The sequence below is a fragment of the Acetobacterium sp. MES1 genome (assembly GCF_002237635.1).
GTDB classification, from domain to species: domain Bacteria; phylum Bacillota; class Clostridia; order Eubacteriales; family Eubacteriaceae; genus Acetobacterium; species Acetobacterium wieringae.
Window position 1 is genome coordinate 197,746 of sequence record NZ_MJUY01000013.1, and the last position, 18,363, is coordinate 216,108.

Sequence of the window (18,363 nt, forward strand, 5' to 3'; positions counted from 1 at the left end):
AATGGAACAGGGTGAACATTATTTTCATACGGAAGAACAATTGGAATTTTTCAGGAGCTGGATCGAAACCCGCAATGTATAGCAATGTATAGCGATTTGGGATCGAGAAAGGAATTTTTTAAAATCCTTTAAAAAAGTGAGGCAAGCATGAAAATAAAAAAAGTAGCGATCATTGGCTTGGGCGCTCTGGGTATTCTTTTTGGAGCCCGGATCGCCCAACAAATCGGGGATGATCTGACCATTATCGCCGATCAAAAGCGGATTAATAACTATCAGAAGAATGGTGTCTTCTGCAATGGGATACCCTGTCGGTTTCACTATAAAACACCGGAACAGGCTGAGAAAGCCGATCTGATTATTTTTGCCGTTAAAATAAACGGATTAAGAGATGCCATTGAGGCCGTCCGGCCATGTGTCGGGCCGGATACACTGATGCTGTCACTATTAAACGGGATTACCAGTGAAGCCATTATTGGGGAAGCCTTTGGGGAAGAAAATTTGATCTGGTCCTGTGCCCAGGGGATGGACACCCTTAAATCAGGTAATGCCCTGACTTATACCAATGCCGGGATGATCTGCTTTGGCAATCGGGCGGATGATCAACCCACTGAGAAAATAATGCGGGTTCAAGAGTTTTTTGATCGGGTGGGCATCGCCTATCAGATCGATAACCGGATGGATCGTAAAATTTGGTCGAAGTTTATGCTAAATGTTGGGGTTAATCAGGTGGTTTCAGTGTGTGGCCAGAATTTTGGTAGCGTCAAAAAATCGGGTAAAGCCCGGGATTTGATGATTGCCGCCATGGCCGAGGTCATTCCGGTGGCCAAGCAGGAAGGGGTAGTTCTGGATGAAGCGGATATCACCTACTGGCTGGGCGTGGTGGATGCCCTGAGCGATACCGGAAAGCCGTCCATGAGACAGGATGTCGAAGCAAAACGCCCCAGCGAGGTGGCGCTCTTCTCTGGAACGGTGGTGGCACTTGGTCAAAAGCATGGCATCAAGACCCCGGTAAATGCCATGCTCTACGATAAAATCATGGCCATTGAAAAGGACTATCATCAGTTTTCTAAATAGGCGCATTTTATTTTCAAGTTTTCGGCTGTTAATATTGAAGGCAGAGCGCTCAATACTCTATCATCGAGTATTGAAAAAGGCGACTGACGATACCCCCAGGAGTATGAGACAGGGGTGTTTAGACTTTAAATTACATGGCTGTTTCTGACGAACATTCCAGAAATGGCTTTGCAGGACAGCGTTAAGCTTTCTTTTTACCATCGTCAATAATCTCGAGTTCTAAATAATCAAACCAGATGGATTCAATAAAATGGTCTTCGCGAAACGTTGTTTTAGAAATCTGACTCAGTTCTCTTGTATTTTTGTCAAACCACATCGGATTTTCCAGATCAAAATCATGGCAGAAGGTTTTTAAAGCAGTTTGAATTTTTTCGTTTTCAGTTAAAGTGCTGTTATCAATTTCAATTACTTTTTCTTCCAGAATTTTATTGCGTTTTATGAGTTTTCCCCAAATGCGAAACATAGTATTACCTCTCGTTCATTGATGTGCTATTATATAATTGGAATGCATTTTTAAATGCTTATAAACAAACATATCTTAGAGTATACGGGGTGACGAGAGAAATGTAAAGCGAATTGCGTTTTCGCTTGAAGAATGGGATGGGAACGAAACGTCTCAAGCCATGCCGAAGAACACAAAAGGAGAAAAGAATGGGGTTTAAGGAAAAATATCAGCTTTATGCGTTAATCACAATTGCGTGCTGGTCACTGGCTTATGTGCTGACCCGGCTGGCCTTAACCTATTTTTCAGTTTATAGTCTGGGATTTTTGCGTTACCTGATCGCCTCACTGAGCTTGCTGGGTGTGGCTGTTGTGATAAAGATGAAAATGCCCAAAAAACGCGATTGGCCGATGTTTCTCTTGTCCGGAGCGCTGGGATTTTTTCTCTATATGATCTTTTTTAATCAGGGTCAGCAGATGGTTTCGGCAGCCACCGGCAGTATTATCATTGCCACCGCACCAGTTTTTACGGCGTTGTTGGCCCGTATCATTTATCGGGAAAAGCTGACGTGGCTGCAATGGTTGGCGATCGGACTGGAATTTTGTGGGGTGGCCTATTTAACGCTGATTGATGGGGCTTTGTCAATAAACATCGGGGTTTTATGGCTTTTTTTGGCAGCGCTGGTTTTAAGTTTTTACAATCTTTTGCAGCGGAAGCTCACTAAAACGTATGCACCTCTGGAAACTGCGACTTACAGTATTTTTGGGGGAACGATTCTGCTGGCGGTTTTTCTGCCGGGGGCGATGCACCAGGCAATTCATGCACCGCCGATTCAATGGGTCTATGTTCTAATCCTGGGGGTATTCTCCAGTGCCATTGCCTACGTTGCCTGGACAAAGGCCTTGTCCCTGGCAGAAAAGACCTCTCAGGTCAGCAATTATATGTTTTTAACGCCTTTTCTGACCAGTATACTGGGTTTTTTAATTGCGGGTGAAATTCCCGAGCAGTCGACAGTGATTGGCGGGATCATTATTTTAGCGGGCGTTTTTTTGTTTAATTATGGGGAGCGGTTAAAAAATTCAGAAAATGTTAGCTAAAACGAGCGGTATAACAGGATTGGAAGAATCAGAATGCCGATAAACAAGCGCAGACCAAGAAGGGAAATGCTATAATAAATAAACCGCTTGACATAAGAAAGAAGATCACGCACCATTGGTACTAATAAGGTACAATGAGCATGAATGGAGGGAATATGAAAGAAGCGATCAGAAAAAAAGTTTTGGATCTGGGTGCGGATGTTTGTGGTTTTGCCGGTATCGAACGATTTATTGAGGCCCCGGCGGGTTTTCACCCACACGATCTTTATCGTGACTGCCAGGTAGTTGTGGTAATGGGATTTGCATTGCCTAAGGGACTGTATGAGGTGAAACCGGATTTATTATATGGCTATTTTAATAATCTGACCATTCCCAAAATCGATCAGATATTAATGATGGTAGCACGAATTATCGAAGATACGTATAATGCGACGGCGGTTCCGGTGCCCTGTGATTGGCCATATGATTATTGGAACAGTGAAGAAATGGAAGGTCGGGGCTTAATCTCCATGAAACATGCGGCAGTGAATGCTGGGCTTGGAACCATGGGCAAAAATACCATGTTACTGAATGAAGCGTTTGGGAACCGATTAACTGTCGGGGCAATTCTGTCGGATCTCAAGATCACATCCGATAGCTATGCTGAACCGCTTTGTCTGGAGGGGTGTACGCGCTGTTTGACAAGTTGTCCGGCTCAGGCACTAAATGAAGGGACGGTTACTCAGAAGTTGTGCCGCAGGAATACTTATGGAACAAACGCAAAAGGGTTTGAAACGGTGCTATGTAATACCTGCCGTAGCGTCTGTCCAGTGCGCTTTGGGAAAACGACAGTGATTGGCTGAACTGGATGAGCAGTCTTGATTTACGGGATTGGAAAAGTCTGGATTAACCATAAAATCTAACTAAATTTGAAAGGAGTCTCAGTTGGAACGAAAATATATTGCCAGTGTACGACTCAGCTCGCCGGTGGCTGAAGACTCCTATCTTCATCAGCTGATGGTGGTAAGCCATTTAAGGCAAATGAAGGAGTTGTGCTTTCGCAGTCCGGTAACCTTTCTGGTTGGTGAAAACGGAAGCGGAAAGTCAACGCTTTTGGAGGCGATTGCAGTGGCCTTTGGCTTTAATGCTGAGGGTGGAAGCCGCAATTTTAACTTTTCAACCAGTGCCACGCATTCGGACTTGCATCAGCATTTGACCATTACGCGAAATGCGTATCCCAAGGATGGTTTTTTCTTGAGGGCGGAGAGTTTCTATAATGCAGCCAGCTATTTGGACGAGGTTTACGAAGCGGAACTTGGGAGCCAGGTAAAAACAGCTTATGGTGAGCGGTCGCTGCATAAGCAGTCTCACGGGGAGAGCTTTCTGGCCTTGGTAGCCAACCGCTTTAGGGGTCAGAGTCTTTATCTACTGGATGAGCCGGAAGCGGCACTCTCGCCCAGTCGGCTGATGACTCTGCTGGTGCAAATCAATGACTTGGTCAAAAAGAAGTCACAGTTTATTATTGCCACCCATTCCCCGATTCTGATGGTTTATCCGCAGGCGGAAATCTATCAGTTATCAGATAGCGGTATTGATACGGTCAATTATCGGGAGACCCAACATTATCAACTGACCCGGCGTTTTCTTGAGAATCCGGAAAAGATGCTCCATTATCTTTTGGCTGAGGAATAAGGACCCGACTTCCCTTTAATATGCCGTAAGATGAGAAACATCATGAGCGGAGTTGACCCGGTTACTCGAAATCCGAAATAAAAAAATCGTGCCAATAAATGTGATGTCAGACTAGTATTTGTCGTTGTCATCATCCAGATTGATCGTAATTTCAGACGAAGGTGAACGGGTGGTTTTTACGGGTTGGATAACTGTTTCCGTTTCGCATGAATGCAATGTGCTTGAACGCGATGTGTTGGAATCCTTGATTTTAAAGGCAGCCACCATCTGTTTAAGCATTTCAGCCTGGCCGGAAAGCTCTTCGCTGGCGGCGGCACTTTCTTCAGCGGTGGCCGAGTTGGTTTGAACGACCTCGGATACCTGTTCAATGCCCCGGTTGATCTGGGCGATTTCAGTGGCTTGGTCGTTCGATGCCTGGGCAATGCTGCCAACCAGATCGGTCACTTTTTGGATTTGAGTCAAGATTTCATTGAGGCTTTCTGCGGTTTGATCGGCAATTTTTGTGCCTGCATTGACTCTGTCAATGGAGCCTTCAATCAGACCGGTGGTTTCTTTAGCGGCTTCAGCGCTGCGGGCAGCCAGACTGCGGACTTCCTCGGCAACCACCGCAAAGCCCTTGCCATGCTGGCCCGCCCGGGCGGCTTCAACGGCGGCGTTCAGAGCCAGAATATTGGTCTGGAAGGCGATATCATCGATGACTTTGATGATCTTGGAAATGCTTTTTGAAGAGTCGTTAATGTCCACCATGGCGGCAACCATCTTATCCATCTGATCATTACTCACTTCAGCATTACTTCGAACCTGCAAGGCCAGATCATTGGCATCATTGGCATTGATGGCATTTTTCTTGGTTTCCGCAGCGACTTCTTCAATGGAAGCGGTCAGTTGCTGGATCGCACTGGCCTGTTCGGTGGTCCCCTGGGACAAGGCCTGACCACCATCGGAAATCTGCTGGGAGCCGATTTCAACCTGACTGGCGGCAATATTAATGTCGGATATGGTGGCGCTGAGATTGGAGGTGATGTCGTTCAGAGCTGTTTTGATGGCCTGAAAGTCCCCTAGATAGTCGGTGGTGATGTGCTGATCGAGGTTCCCCCGGCCGATGTCTTCTAAGGTAGTGGTGATTTCGCTGATATAGCGTTTTAGGAAGGCGACGGTTTGATTCATATTGTCCTTGATAATGGTATAATCGCCCTGATAAGTCCCTACCATCCCGGCGCTCAGGTTCCCCCGGGCCAGCTCGGTTAAGGTCGCTGATGCTTCCTGAACTGGTGCTACCACTGCATCAAGAGTCGCATTGACGCCGTCAACAATCCGGGCAAAATCGCCCTGATGTTTGCTGATATCCGCCCGGGTATTGAGGTTGCCTGCGGTACCGGCCTGGGCCAGCATGCCAACGTCTTGAACCAGTGCTTTGATCGATGCCACACATTGACTGACAGCGTCGCTGATGATCTGGAAGGTATTATAGGTCGTCTGAGTATCGGCGTCACAGGCAGCAAGATCAATAATAATATCGGTATTCCCCTGGGAAAGTTTGGTGAGTTCGGTCACCAGCTTTTGGGTTTGTTTTTGCTGATAATCCGAGATTTTTATCATCCGCCGTTCTTCTGTGCGGATGGCCGTCAGATCGGTGATAAATTCCATGGCGCCAATAATTTTTCCGGAATGATCGGTAATTGGCAACCCGGTATATGAAATATCAAGATCTAAACCATTTGGGTGTGCATCGGTTTCGCTGGTTGCTGCACTACCGGTACGCATCGCCCGGGTGCAGGCACAGTTTTCCGAATGGCAATCAGATGTCTTAAATAGACGGTAACAAGGCTGGCCGAGGACTTCTTTTTTGGAAAGGCCTGCCGTCTGAGCACCGGAATCATTCATATAGAGAATTTCGAAGTTATTATTAATGATAAGAACCGGGTTGGGCATGACATCAATGTAGCCAACCAGTGAATCCATCATTGCATTGACTCCGCTAATGATTTCTCTAAACCCGCCCATAAAGGAATCTGCCGTGCCGCGTGTGTCCAGACGTCCCTCCACTGCGGCCTGGGACAGGAAGGTTGATTCCGTAATCAGATCACGGATGGTTGCAATGGTCTTTATCAGTGCGGGTGAGACTTCGTCCCGGTCATCTTTGGCTTCAAGCGTTGCCGAAACATCGCCTTCGGAAATCTGGTTCATGGTTGCAATCACCACATTTTGCAGATCATCTGCCAGTCCGTCCATCGCCATGGCCATCTGGCCAATTTCATCACGGCTGTTCATATTCAGCCGCTCGCCCAAATGACCGAGCCGCATTTCTTTGATCATATACTCGGCTTTTTTAAGCATACGGCTGATGGCTATACTGAGGAAAAAACCCAAAGACAGGGCCATTAGAACGCCGATCACCATCAAGGCCGTCATGGTGGTTACAACGTTGTTTGTCTGGTTGTGATTGGCTTCAGAAAGTTCTTGACCATCCTCCACTGTCATATCGTGGAGTTCTTCCAGGGCATCCTGTTCGGCCTGCGAGGCAATTCCGAGAGCCCCGGTAGTTGCGATCCGGGCAAGGGCTTCTTCGTCCTGATTCTGGCCAGCCAAGGCCATCACCGCTTCCAGCTCGGTCGCATAAACCTGACGGGAATCGATGAACTGCTGATACAGTTGCTGCATCTCCTCATCGAGAATATTCTGTTCAAAGGACTCGGATAGTTGGGTAATTTGTTCACGGCTCGCAGCGATTTTATCGGCATTCTCCGCAATGATTGCGGGGTCATCGGAAATGATCATATCTCTGATGTAGCTATTGATCTTCCCAAACTCAATACCCATGTCGCCACTGGCCGAGGTTGGCAGCGTCACGTGTTCATACAGTTTCGAGCTGGATGCATCCAATGCTTTTATATTTGAGATCCCCACATAGCCGACAATGCCGACGATGGCAGTAACCAGCATAAATCCGGCTAAAAGTTTTGTTCTGATCTTCATGTTGTAAAACCATTTCATTATAAACGCTCCTATTTTTATTTAAATTATAATAATTATAAACTAAAACTGGTTAATAATCAAGATGTTTACCCGATGTTTATGTAAATAATATGTAAATTTCGTTCGGTTGTGTTTAGTTTTATGACTATTATAAATAAAATCATTTTGACCAGCAGCATCAGCGGACTGAGTTTACTGAGGATTGAGGATAAACTGGTCTTCACGAAAGTTGTCTTGGAAATCTGATTAAGCTCTTTAGTATTTTTATCAATCCACATCATAATGCGCGATTACATCCGGATAAACATTGTTTAAATGCCTGTAAAATGGACATATGTTGAGTATAAGGACTGGAGAGGGAAAAAGTAAAGAAGATTGGTCGTTTTGATATGGAATGGCAGTGTGTCATTTCTGTGGTCATGCCATCACAAATGTGCTAGTGGTCTAAAAGACGGAGGCGCAATCAGAAATGGCACCTTGCTTCAGGTTACCTGGAGCCTTGAGTGAAGCGAAAGGAATGGTTACTACAATGGAAAAAAATGACAGCGGTTGGAATTTGGAAAATAGTTACGCAAAATTGCCGGAATTATTCTATACCCCACTTAAATTAGAAACAGTCAGTGCGCCGCGACTAGTTATTTTGAATCAGCGTTTGGCAGAAGAGCTTGGTTTGAATGCCGAAGTGCTAAGGAGTCAGGCCGGGATTGATATCTTAGCCGGTCAGGCTTTACCGGAAAATGCGAAACCGATCGCTCAGGCTTATGCCGGGCATCAATTTGGCTATTTCACCATGCTTGGCGATGGCCGGGCGATGCTGATTGGCGAACAGATCACACCAGCCGGCCAGCGTTTTGATATCCAACTCAAAGGATCAGGGAGAACGCCTTATTCCCGCAGTGGCGATGGTAAAGCGGCATTGGGCCCGATGCTGAGGGAATATCTGATCAGTGAAGCGATGCATTATCTGGGCATTCCGACGTCACGCAGTTTGGCAGTGGTGACAACCGGTGAACCGGTCTATCGTGAAAACTTGCTCAAAGGGGCTGTTTTAACCCGGGTGGCAGCCAGTCATATTCGGGTCGGGACCTTTGAATATGCCGCTCAGTGGGGCACCACCGCCGATGTTAAAGCTCTGGCCGATTATACCATTAACCGCCATTTCCCCGGGCTTTTGGCGGAATCAAACCGCTATCTGGGTTTACTGGATGCAGTCATCAAAGCCCAGGCGGCGCTGATTGCCAAATGGCAGCTGGTCGGTTTTATTCACGGGGTTATGAACACTGATAATGTGACCATCAGTGGCGAAACCATCGATTATGGGCCCTGTGCCTTTATGGATCACTATGATCCGACCACGGTATTCAGTTCCATTGATCTGCAGGGACGCTACGCCTATCGGAATCAACCCAATATTGGCTTATGGAATTTGGCCCGCCTGGCCGAAACCTTAATCCCGTTAGTCGATGACAATCAGCAACAGGCGCTACAATTAGTCGAAGACTCACTGCGCATCTATCCGTCATTGTACCAGGCCGACTGGCTAAAGGGAATGCGCTTAAAGCTGGGCATTGCCAATGAAGATCCGCAAGATGAGCGGTTGATTGCCGACTTATTGGGATTAATGAAGGCGTATCAGGCCGACTATACCAATACCTTTGTTGATTTAACCCTTGAGAAAACCCAATCGTCTGAATTATACGAAAGTGATGCCTTTAAAGAGTGGCTGAAGCGGTGGCAAGCCCGCCTCGAAAGACAGGAGCAGACAAATGATGACAGCAAGCAGTTAATGAAACAAGCAAATCCGGTGGTCATCCCCAGAAATCATCAGGTTGAAAAAGCTTTGCAAGCGGCTAATGAACAGGATGATTTCACGCCTCTGCAGCGGTTATTAGCAGTGTTGCAAGCACCATACGACTATCATTCGCTTAATCAGGAGTTTATGACCCCACCCGAACCATCGAATCATCCCTATAAGACCTATTGCGGGACATGATTTTTAAATAAGGCATTGTTTCAAAACAAAGATGGAAACGATGGGGATGACGAATAAAATGTCCCCGTGGGATAAAATGACTTTTATGCTCAAAACCAAGCAAACGTTGAGGATAGAAGTCATTTTTTAATTGACGGGAAACAGTTTTTTTTAGTATAGGTGAAAGAGTTGATTATTTTCCAGAACACAAATTTTTAAAAATTAGAAAAGGTACTTGACATATTTAGTAAGAAAATGTAAAATTTCCTTACCGACCGAAGGTCGATAATTTTTTACCCGCATATCGACCCGTGGTCGGTAAGTCGATAACAATTTGAAAGGTTGAATATGAAACTATTGCTGAATCTTGTCCGCAAGGACTTTAAAAGAAACCGGGTTATCACAATTGCCCTGGCCGTATTTCTGATTCTTTCAGCTGTTTTTATGGCCGGTGGATTAAGGGTTACCGGGATTATGCTGTCGTCGTTAAATGGTTTGAATAAGATGGCCGTGCCGCCAGAATATGTGCAGATGCACAAGGGCGACTATGATGAACAGGCAGTTGCGGATTTTGTTACCCAGCAAGATTATCTGGAGGATGCACTGGTAGTCAGGATGCTGGATGTGAATAACGCCCAGATTATCTGCAATGGCGAATCGTTGGAAAAGTGCCTGATGGACAATGGCTTTGGGGGAACTCAAATGCAAATGGAAAGAGAATGTGGTAATATTCTTGATATTTGTCTTTTCCTCCTTCCTGATTCTGCTTCCCATGAATATGAACAACACCATTAATAACCCGGTCTTTCTGACCTATATGGGCATTGGCAAAAGTGATGTGCACATTGACATACAATACAGCAACAATTTAGAGCAACAAAAAGAGGAGGCGATAGCTTATTTGGAAAATGACCCGGATATTGAACGCTATACAGTCTACCAGAATGGTTATGTACAGTCCCAAAATGTCGAGGGTGAATGGGAATATGTACGGGTGCAGAACGGCGATAATGGGGTTTTTCCATTAGAATACCTGGAAGGGAAGGCCCCCACAGAAAAAAATGATCTGGCCCTCTCATATCTGAATGCGGTTGATCTGGGTAAAAAAGTCGGCGACGCGATAACAATAATTTATTAGGGGAAAGAACACGTCTTTAACGTTTGTGGTATTTATCAAGACATTACCTATGGCGGAAAAACCGCCAAAGCCGCCATCGACTTTGATCGTAAGGATATTGAAGGATATATGATCTATCTGGATCTTCGGGAGGGCATTGATATTGATAATCACGTTACAAAAATGCGAACGGTGTTACCTAACAGTAAGATTACCCCATGCGATGCGTTTGTTTTCCAGACCCTCAGCAGCGTTATTGCAAATATGAACCAGGTACAAGGGGTTGCGGCGGTGATTTCCTTAATGCTGACTATTTTGATTACGGTTATGTTTCTTCAGCTGATGATGGCCAGAGAACACAGCGCCATTGCCCTTAAAAAAGCGATCGGGTTTTCCACCCGGGATATTCAAATCCAGTTGGGAATCCGGCTTCTGGTAATTCAGGTGCTTGCGATTATCGCCGGAACGCTGTTGGCCAATACCCTTGGGGAAGTTATTTTTGCAGGTATGCTTGCGACGGTCGGGGTTACTAAAATAAAATTGCTGATAGCGCCACTCTGGGCTTATCTGCTTTGCCCAGCCGTGCAATTAGGGGTCGTGGTTATGACCGTAATGATTGGAACCAATCCGGTTGGAAGCTATCACATCAGAGATCAAATAATGGAATAAGGAGCCAATAATGATAAAAATTGAAGGCATCAGTAAGTCCTTTAAGGACACAAACGTATTGAATGACATCTCGTTTGGAATTGAAAAAGGCGATTTTACGGCCGTGATGGGGCCATCCGGTTCGGGAAAGTCAACACTTTTATACAGCGTCAGCGGAATGGACAAGATCAGTGTCGGTCAGGTAATCTTTGAGGGGGTCAATATCAGTGAATTATCAGAAAAGGAACTGGCCAGCTTCAGACTGACTAAGATGGGCTTTGTTTTTCAGAATGCTCAAATGCTAAAAAATCTGTCGATTTATGACAATATTATCCTGCCGGGACTGGTAGCAAAAAAAGAGTTGCCAGAGAAAATCAGAAAATGGGCCTCGGAACTGATGAGGCGGATGGCGATTAGCGGAATTGAGAATCGTGATATTAAGGAAGTGTCTGGTGGGCAGCTACAGCGTGCGTCGATTTGCCGGGCGATGATTAACAATCCCGAGATTCTCTTTTTGGATGAACCGACCGGGGCCCTGAATTCGGAGGCGACAGACCAAGTTTTGGAAATACTAGAAGACCTGAACAATGAGGGCATGACCATCATGATCGTTACCCACGACCCCAGAGTCGCAGCAAAAGCCAAAAGAGTCCTTTACATCCGGGATGGACAGATTGCGGCCAGTAAGGAACTTAGAAAAGGTGGCGATTCGGTCTTGGAACTGGATAATTGGCTTAAAGGGCTACAATTTAATAATTCCCAGACAAGCTAAATGGGCGCATTTTGAGATGAAAAAAGACCTTGCCAGGATAAAACCATTCGGGCAAGGTCTTTTAATGAAACGACTATTTTTTATTGTTTCGGTTTAAACGGGCGATCTGATAAAATTTTTCCTTCTTCTTTTTTAAGAAGGCCGCTTTATTTTCGAAATAGTCGTTTTCGTCGGTCAGCTTCTGATAGGCCTGCCAGCGTTGGGCAGATAACTGTCCTGCTTTAATGGCAGTTGCGATTCCGCAACCGGGCTCGTTTGTGTGCGTACAGTTGCGAAAACGGCAAGAATCGAGGTGGGCTTCCACATCACGAAACGTTCGATCAAAGCCGGTGTTAACATCAAGCATGCCAATTTCACGCATGCCCGGGGTATCGATCAGCATGCCACCATCGGCTAAACGGATCAATTCTCGTCTTGTGGTGGTATGACGACCCCGGTCATCACTTCGGATCATCTGGGTATCAAAGCGTTGGGCGCCACTTAGCCAATTGATCAGGGTTGATTTTCCAACCCCGGATGAGCCGAGCAGAGCGGCGGTCTGACCTACTGACAAATAGGCCATGAGATCCCAAAAGCCTTCATTTTGCAGGGTTGAAATACCGAGGATATCAACGCCGATGGCGATTGCTGCCGCCGCCCGGCATTTGGCCAGCAGATCCTCAGTCAAGTCGATTTTGGTCAGCACGACTACCGGGGTTGCGCCGCTTTCCCAGACCAGACTTAAATAGCGCTCCAGTCGACGCAGATTAAAATCGTTATTGACGGACATGCAGATAAAGACCGAATCAATATTAGCGGCGATCACCTGTGCCTGACTGGATGATCCGGCTGCTTTGCGGATAAAGACGCTTTTGCGGGTCAGCAGATGGTGAATAATGCCATTGCCTTGGTCTCCGGAGGGACGATCAAGCATCACAAAATCACCGACAGCCGGAAAATTGGCGGTCTCAATCGTTTCGTAGCGCATCCGCCCCGACAATTCGGCGAAAAATTCGCCCTGTTCGGAAATAACCCGGTAGATTCCCTTGGACTGGGACAGAATGCGAGCGACAAAAAGTTCCGGATAGTGCGTGGCTTCCAAACCCAATGATGGGCTCAAACCGTAGGTGCTCAGATCAATCCTGCTCATTGTTGTCACCAGTGGTATCGTTTAGAACCTGGGTCATTTTTTCCAGCGGGAAGGGGGGATTGGCCAAAGGGGCGACGGCGATGGACATCAGCATGATGGGGTTGTCATCGGCGGCAATCCGATTGGAGCTAAGGTGGCCACAGCGGCGACAGCGATGAATAATCGCCCATTCCTGATTCTTGCGAATCCAGACGCCAATCGGTTCCATCAGACCACTGCAATTGGCAGAGCGGTCGCCAGGTAAAACATCAACGTGAAGACTGAATAGGCAATGGGGACAATGATTACGGTGTTTGGTTCCGGCACCGGTAAAGGAGACGACATGGCCACAATTTTGGCAGAAGAAACTCTCCTGACAGGGTTGATGCTGATAAAGATTTTTTTCTCTATTTGAATATTTCATTATTTTTCCTCCTGAAAGTATGTTGGATACGATGCGGGAGGTTTTGCAGAGATTAGATTTTGCAAACCTCCCGGTCTGCCACACTCTCTGCTTTATTTTGTTTTAACATAAAGACTCCTTTCAATCTGACGATCAATGCAAATAAGACAGGATGATAAACGGAGTATTTGTCAGAGTGACTGCCCAAGAAAGGCGCTGATCAAATGCTGTTTATCTTATTGATTGCACAGCTTTATTCTAATGCTTTCAACTGTTATTTTCAAGTTTTTTCTGGAATCTGGTTGGATCTGCTGAATAAAGAACGCTGCTGTTCTAATGCAAAGGGATTAATTTTTTGAGGAATGCTGCCACTTGGGTGCTAGAGGGTCGTCCGACGGTGGCCAAGGATCTGCTGGTGGTGACGGTTGTGCCGGATAAGAGCGATATCGATCAGTATGGTGCCTATCTTTATCATGCCCTTATCGTAATTTTCAGTAAGCAGTGGCACCTTCAAAATCCTGCGCCAGTGTGGTGGTCAGATTCCTGACGATGTCAGTATTTTGATTGATAATTCCCACATTGCGATCGTCATTGGTATTGGTGATGGTAAATTTGGTTCTATTGATATAGACAGTATCATTATATTTCGAATCCATGGTTACGCTCAAGATTAATTGGAATAATGACACAAGCATGACAAACGAAACGGCTGGAATCGGTGAAATGAATTTTTTCAAAGATCGTGCGATTTATGTATCCTTCATGATTGCCTTCTTTTCTCAGGCGATTATGTTTTCAACGGTTCTCTATCTTCCATACTTTGTTCAGGGGGTGATTGGTTCGTCGGCGACAACATCCGGAGCTGTCATAACACCGATGATGCTGGGCTTGCTCCTGTCAAGTAATATCACTGGTCGGCTTGTTTCACGAGTTGGTAAAGCAAAAATACTGTCGGCAGCAGCGTTTCTTATTATGGGTGTGGGGGCGTTGCTCCTTTCCACCATGGGTGTTAAAACCTCTTATGCCAGTGCCATTCTTTTTATGGTAATTTTGGGTTTTGGTGTGGGGATGAGTATGCCCATTACCAATGTGAATGCGCAAAACGTTGCCCCAAGAGAACAGATTGGTTCAGCAGTTTACGGTGTGATCATGACAAATTCTCTGAGTGATGGATTTTCAGGCCTGATGATGCCCCAACTACCCCAGGAAATACAGGAAATGCTCAAAAACACCCAAGTCATTACAAATCCACAAACAGTGGCAACCATTCGATCCCAGGTATCGGAGTTGTACCTGAGCTATTTCGACGATGCGTATATGCAGGCAAAAACCGTTCTGGCCAATTCAATTCATGATGTTTTTCTGTTTTGCGTCGTCATTGCTGCAATTGGATTTGTTTGCGCCCTCTTTCTGCGGGAAGCTCCGACGACAAGAAGCCTAAAAATGATTAAGGGTGAAACTGTAAAAACGGTTGCCATAATGGATGAGTTACCGAATCGCTGATTCGACCGACCAGGTAGCAAACCAAAGTCAGGATTGGGCGATAGAACGCAGGAGTAGCATTGGCAACGTGATGATTGAACAGGCATTAAAAGAATGCACCTGATAAACACGATAGTCCCTCAATCCAACATAAAAAAGCTGTCAAGTTGCTGACAGCTTTTTTACCATCGTCGATCATCTCGATTTCTAAATAATCAAACCAAATGGATTCAATAAATGGGTCTTCCCGAAAAGTTGTCATGGAAATCTGACGCAGTTCTTTGTGTTATTGTCAAACCACATTGGTTTTTCCAGATCAAAGTTCAGGCAGAAAATTTCTAAAGCACTCTGGACTTTTTTATTTTCATTCAAAGCGCTGTTATCAACGGCAATGACTTTTTCTTTCAGAATTTTATTGTGTTGTATCAGATTTCCCAAATTCGAAACATATTTTTATCTCTGGCTTATCAATGTGCTATTATATATGCAGATAGCATTTTTCAATACAAAAAATGGTCATAGCTAAGAGTATCTGGGGTAGCGAAAGAAATGTAAAGCGAATTGGCGTTTGCGATTTGCCAATGCAATGAGTCAATGTTCTGATTCCGGGCCTATTCTTCAGCGCCATTGCCTGTGTTGCCAGGAGGAAGGCTCTGTGTGTCTGTAGCCCAAAAGACCGCTAGGTCAGTAATTATATCTTTCTAACCCCATTTTTGACCAGTGTATTGGGTTTTTTAATTGCCGGTGAAATCCCCGGGCAGTCGAGAGTGATTGGTGGGACAATTATTCTGGTCGGAGTTTTTTTATTTAATTATGGCGAGCGATTTAAACAATTATAAACAGAAGGGAGCGATTATGTCAAATTCGACAAAAGCAGATTTGGAAGTATCTTTAAAAAAACTATTACTGATAAAACCATTTGATAAGATTACCATCAGCGATCTGGCAACGGATTGCGGAATCAGCAGAATGGCTTTCTACTACCATTTTAAGGATATCTATGATTTAGTGGAATGGAGCTGTGAAGAAGACGGCAAAAGAGCCTTGCAGGGGAAAAAAACCTATTATACCTGGCAGGAAGGTTTGCTGCAGCTGTTTGAAGCGGTTTTAGAGAACAAACCCTTTATTTTGAATGTTTATCGTTCGGTGAGCCGAGAGCAGATCGAAAATTATTTATATCAGTTAACCTATGGACTGCTGGAAGGGGTGGTTAGAGAACAGGCCAAAAATACATCAATCACCGAGGCAGAGATGAATTTTATTGCCGAGTTTTACAAATACGGTTTTGTGGGAATAATGCTGGATTGGATTAAAAAGGGCATGAGCGAGGATCCGAATGTCATTGTTGACAAAATGAGCACAACCCTCAGCGGCAATATTGCCAATTCAATTTTAAATTTTGCAGCCAAACGTCATGAATAAGGAATTTTTTATCAAAACAGGCCGAGTGATCAGTTTTTTTATCATTCTGCCTGTTTTGTAAATTGATAAATCATTAAAAAAGCTTTACCATAAAGAAAGAATCACTTAACGTTAAACGTGATGAAAGGCAGGATAATTTAATGGCAAATAAAAAAGTGAAAGTCGGATTGGCAACCGTGGCAGTAGCTGGCGTCGGTGCCACTGCAATGGTGGTCAAAAACAAGCTGAAAGAAAATAAAGAGAAAAAGAAAATTTCCCAGGATTCCAATTACCGGAACACCGAACGTGGCAAACATGAAAAAAACAGCAAGGGGATCTATTATACCAATGGTAATTACGAAGCGTTTGCAACCCCCCGAAAACCGGAAGGCGTCGAAGAAAAAAACGCCTATATTGTCGGCAGTGGCTTAGCGGCACTGGCAACCGCCTGTTTTCTTGTTCGGGATGGACAAATGCCGGGCTCCCACATTCATATTCTCGAGGCGATGGATATCGCCGGTGGCGCCTGTGATGGAATTGAAGATCCGACCCGAGGCTATGTGATGCGGGGAGGCCGGGAAATGGAAAACCATTTCGAGTGTCTGTGGGACTTGTTTCGCAGTATTCCGTCGCTTGAAATACCGGGCGCCTCGGTGTTGGATGAATTTTATTGGTTAAACAAAGAAGATCCCAATTATTCATTGTGTCGAGCTACCAGAAACCAGGGCGTTGATGCCCAGACCGACGGGAAATTTAACTTGAGTCAGAAGGGCTGCATGCAAATCATGAAACTCTTTATGACCAAAGATGAAGATTTATACGACAAAACCATTGAGGATGTGTTTGATGAAGAGGTCTTCGATTCGACGTTCTGGCTTTACTGGCGAACGATGTTTGCCTTTGAGAACTGGCACAGTGCGCTGGAGATGAAACTTTATTTTCAACGATTTATTCACCACATTGCCGGATTACCGGATTTTAGCGCCTTGAAATTTACCAAATACAACCAGTATGAATCATTAATTCTACCGATGCAGAAATATCTGGAAGCTGCTGGTGTTAACTTTGAATTCAATACCGAGGTAACCAATGTCATCTTTGAGATTGCGGAAAATAAAAAGGTCGCCAAAGCAATTGAATATAAGGTAAATGGAGTTGAAAAAGGGCTGGTGCTGACAGAAAATGATCTGGTATTTGTGACAAACGGAAGCTGTACCGAGGGCACCATTTACGGCGACCAGAATCATGCGCCAAATGGGGACGCCGAAGTGAGAACCAGCGGCAGCTGGAGCTTATGGAAAAATATCGCCCAGCAGGATCCGGCCTTTGGAAATCCGGAAAAGTTCTGCTCCGATATCAAGAAAACAAATTGGGAATCAGCAACAATCACAACCTTAGACGATAAAATCATGCCATATCTCACCAATATCTGTAAGCGCGATCCGAAAAGCGGGAAAGTTGTCACCGGTGGGATTGTCAGCTGCATGGATTCATCCTGGCTGCTCAGCTGGACCATTAACAGACAGGGGCAGTTTAAAGATCAGGATAAAAACAAGGTGTGTGTATGGGTCTATGGCCTGTTCTCAGATGTATTGGGAGATTACGTAAAAAAACCAATGAAAGAGTGTACCGGCAAAGAAATTACCAAAGAATGGTTGTATCATTTGGGTGTGCCAGTCAATCAAATTGATGAACTGGCTGAAAACAGTGCCATCTGTGTGCCAACCATGATGCCTTATATTACCGCCTTTTTCATGCCAAGAACCAAAGGCGATCGACCAGATGTCATTCCGGATGGCTGCGTTAATTTTGCTTTTCTGGGTCAGTTTGCCGAAACCCCCAGAGATACCGTCTTTACAACCGAGTATTCAGTCAGAACCGCCATGGAATCGGTCTATGGTTTGCTTGGTGTTGACAGAGGGGTGCCGGAAGTTTGGGGCAGTGTCTATGATATTCGGGAGCTGCTCGACAGCAGTGTAAAACTGATGGATGGAAAATCACCACTGGAAATTGAATTGCCGGGGCCGCTGAATTTGATAAAAAAACCAATCATTCATTTTACAAAGGGAACCGTGATTGAAAAAGTACTAAAAGACCATGATATTTTAAAAGACGGGATGCTTTGAGTTCCGGGAAGAATAAAACCTGGGAGATGGATGTAAAAAAGAAAATAGCCAGTAAAGACCCTGCAACCAGATGG

At 45.2% G+C, this 18,363-nt stretch carries 17 protein-coding genes; 12 read left to right on the top strand and 5 right to left on the bottom strand.

The genetic code is table 11. From position 1 onward, the window contains the following. The first annotated feature begins 147 nt into the window (after positions 1 to 147). The gene (locus BI182_RS04915; protein WP_286805898.1) at positions 148 to 1,074 is read left to right on the top strand and encodes a ketopantoate reductase family protein; all 927 of its coding nucleotides are present in this window, start codon (positions 148 to 150) and stop codon (positions 1,072 to 1,074) included. Between the two features lie 181 nt (positions 1,075 to 1,255). Here the strand turns inward: BI182_RS04915 and BI182_RS04920 are convergent, their stop codons facing one another. Continuing rightward, entirely contained in the window at positions 1,256 to 1,537 is a 282-nt protein-coding gene (locus BI182_RS04920) for a hypothetical protein (protein ID WP_070370412.1), read from the bottom strand. Between the two features lie 188 nt (positions 1,538 to 1,725). On the opposite strand from BI182_RS04920, the gene BI182_RS04925 reads away from it, so the two are divergent. The 3 genes from BI182_RS04925 to BI182_RS04935 all read left to right on the top strand — a co-directional run bounded on the left by BI182_RS04925 (position 1,726) and on the right by BI182_RS04935 (position 4,284). Beyond that, a complete protein-coding gene (locus BI182_RS04925) occupies positions 1,726 to 2,613 on the top strand; it encodes a DMT family transporter (RefSeq protein ID WP_286805902.1) in 888 nt (295 codons plus the stop codon). Positions 2,614 to 2,768: 155 nt separating this feature from the next. Continuing rightward, entirely contained in the window at positions 2,769 to 3,455 is a 687-nt protein-coding gene (locus BI182_RS04930) for an epoxyqueuosine reductase (RefSeq protein WP_286805904.1), read from the top strand. An 82-nt stretch (positions 3,456 to 3,537) separates the two neighbouring features. Further along, on the top strand, positions 3,538 to 4,284 hold the full coding sequence (locus BI182_RS04935; RefSeq protein ID WP_286805906.1) for an AAA family ATPase: 747 nt from the start codon (positions 3,538 to 3,540) through the stop codon (positions 4,282 to 4,284). A gap of 111 nt (positions 4,285 to 4,395) precedes the next feature. Here the strand turns inward: BI182_RS04935 and BI182_RS04940 are convergent, their stop codons facing one another. After that, positions 4,396 to 7,278: a methyl-accepting chemotaxis protein gene (locus BI182_RS04940; protein WP_286805908.1), complete on the bottom strand. Its 2,883-nt coding sequence runs from the start codon at positions 7,276 to 7,278 to the stop codon at positions 4,396 to 4,398. Between the two features lie 511 nt (positions 7,279 to 7,789). On the opposite strand from BI182_RS04940, the gene BI182_RS04945 reads away from it, so the two are divergent. The 5 genes from BI182_RS04945 (at position 7,790) to BI182_RS04965 (ending at position 11,769) form a co-directional block, all read left to right on the top strand. Next, positions 7,790 to 9,253 carry a protein adenylyltransferase SelO gene (locus BI182_RS04945; RefSeq protein WP_084633519.1) on the top strand — a complete coding sequence of 488 codons (1,464 nt, stop codon included), beginning with the start codon at positions 7,790 to 7,792 and terminating at the stop codon, positions 9,251 to 9,253. A 327-nt stretch (positions 9,254 to 9,580) separates the two neighbouring features. Then, a complete protein-coding gene (locus BI182_RS04950; protein WP_286805911.1) occupies positions 9,581 to 10,027 on the top strand; it encodes a hypothetical protein in 447 nt (148 codons plus the stop codon). Then, positions 10,005 to 10,370 carry a hypothetical protein gene (locus BI182_RS04955; RefSeq protein ID WP_286805913.1) on the top strand — a complete coding sequence of 122 codons (366 nt, stop codon included), beginning with the start codon at positions 10,005 to 10,007 and terminating at the stop codon, positions 10,368 to 10,370. The genes BI182_RS04950 and BI182_RS04955 overlap by 23 nt, the downstream gene beginning before the upstream one ends. Before the next feature lie 108 nt (positions 10,371 to 10,478). Beyond that, positions 10,479 to 11,018, top strand: a complete 540-nt coding sequence (locus BI182_RS04960; protein WP_286805915.1) for an FtsX-like permease family protein — start codon at positions 10,479 to 10,481, stop codon at positions 11,016 to 11,018. A gap of 10 nt (positions 11,019 to 11,028) precedes the next feature. Continuing rightward, complete coding sequence (locus tag BI182_RS04965; RefSeq protein ID WP_286805916.1) at positions 11,029 to 11,769, top strand: ABC transporter ATP-binding protein; 741 nt, start codon at positions 11,029 to 11,031, stop codon at positions 11,767 to 11,769. A 73-nt stretch (positions 11,770 to 11,842) separates the two neighbouring features. On the opposite strand, the gene rsgA is transcribed toward BI182_RS04965, so the two are convergent. From rsgA to BI182_RS04980, 3 genes are all read right to left on the bottom strand, one after another. After that, positions 11,843 to 12,898: a ribosome small subunit-dependent GTPase A gene (gene rsgA, locus BI182_RS04970; protein ID WP_286805918.1), complete on the bottom strand. Its 1,056-nt coding sequence runs from the start codon at positions 12,896 to 12,898 to the stop codon at positions 11,843 to 11,845. Next, complete coding sequence (locus tag BI182_RS04975) at positions 12,885 to 13,301, bottom strand: RNHCP domain-containing protein (protein WP_070370421.1); 417 nt, start codon at positions 13,299 to 13,301, stop codon at positions 12,885 to 12,887. The genes rsgA and BI182_RS04975 overlap by 14 nt, the downstream gene beginning before the upstream one ends. Positions 13,302 to 13,771: 470 nt before the next feature. Then, positions 13,772 to 13,936 (bottom strand): hypothetical protein, encoded by a 165-nt coding sequence (locus tag BI182_RS04980; protein WP_286805921.1) that lies wholly within the window; start codon positions 13,934 to 13,936, stop codon positions 13,772 to 13,774. Positions 13,937 to 13,973: 37 nt separating this feature from the next. On the opposite strand from BI182_RS04980, the gene BI182_RS04985 reads away from it, so the two are divergent. From BI182_RS04985 to BI182_RS04995, 3 genes are all read left to right on the top strand, one after another. Continuing rightward, complete coding sequence (locus BI182_RS04985) at positions 13,974 to 14,783, top strand: MFS transporter (RefSeq protein ID WP_286805923.1); 810 nt, start codon at positions 13,974 to 13,976, stop codon at positions 14,781 to 14,783. Between the two features lie 834 nt (positions 14,784 to 15,617). After that, positions 15,618 to 16,184: a TetR/AcrR family transcriptional regulator gene (locus tag BI182_RS04990; protein WP_286805925.1), complete on the top strand. Its 567-nt coding sequence runs from the start codon at positions 15,618 to 15,620 to the stop codon at positions 16,182 to 16,184. Positions 16,185 to 16,324: 140 nt separating this feature from the next. Next, on the top strand, positions 16,325 to 18,289 hold the full coding sequence (locus BI182_RS04995; protein WP_286805926.1) for an oleate hydratase: 1,965 nt from the start codon (positions 16,325 to 16,327) through the stop codon (positions 18,287 to 18,289). Positions 18,290 to 18,363 lie beyond the last annotated feature (74 nt).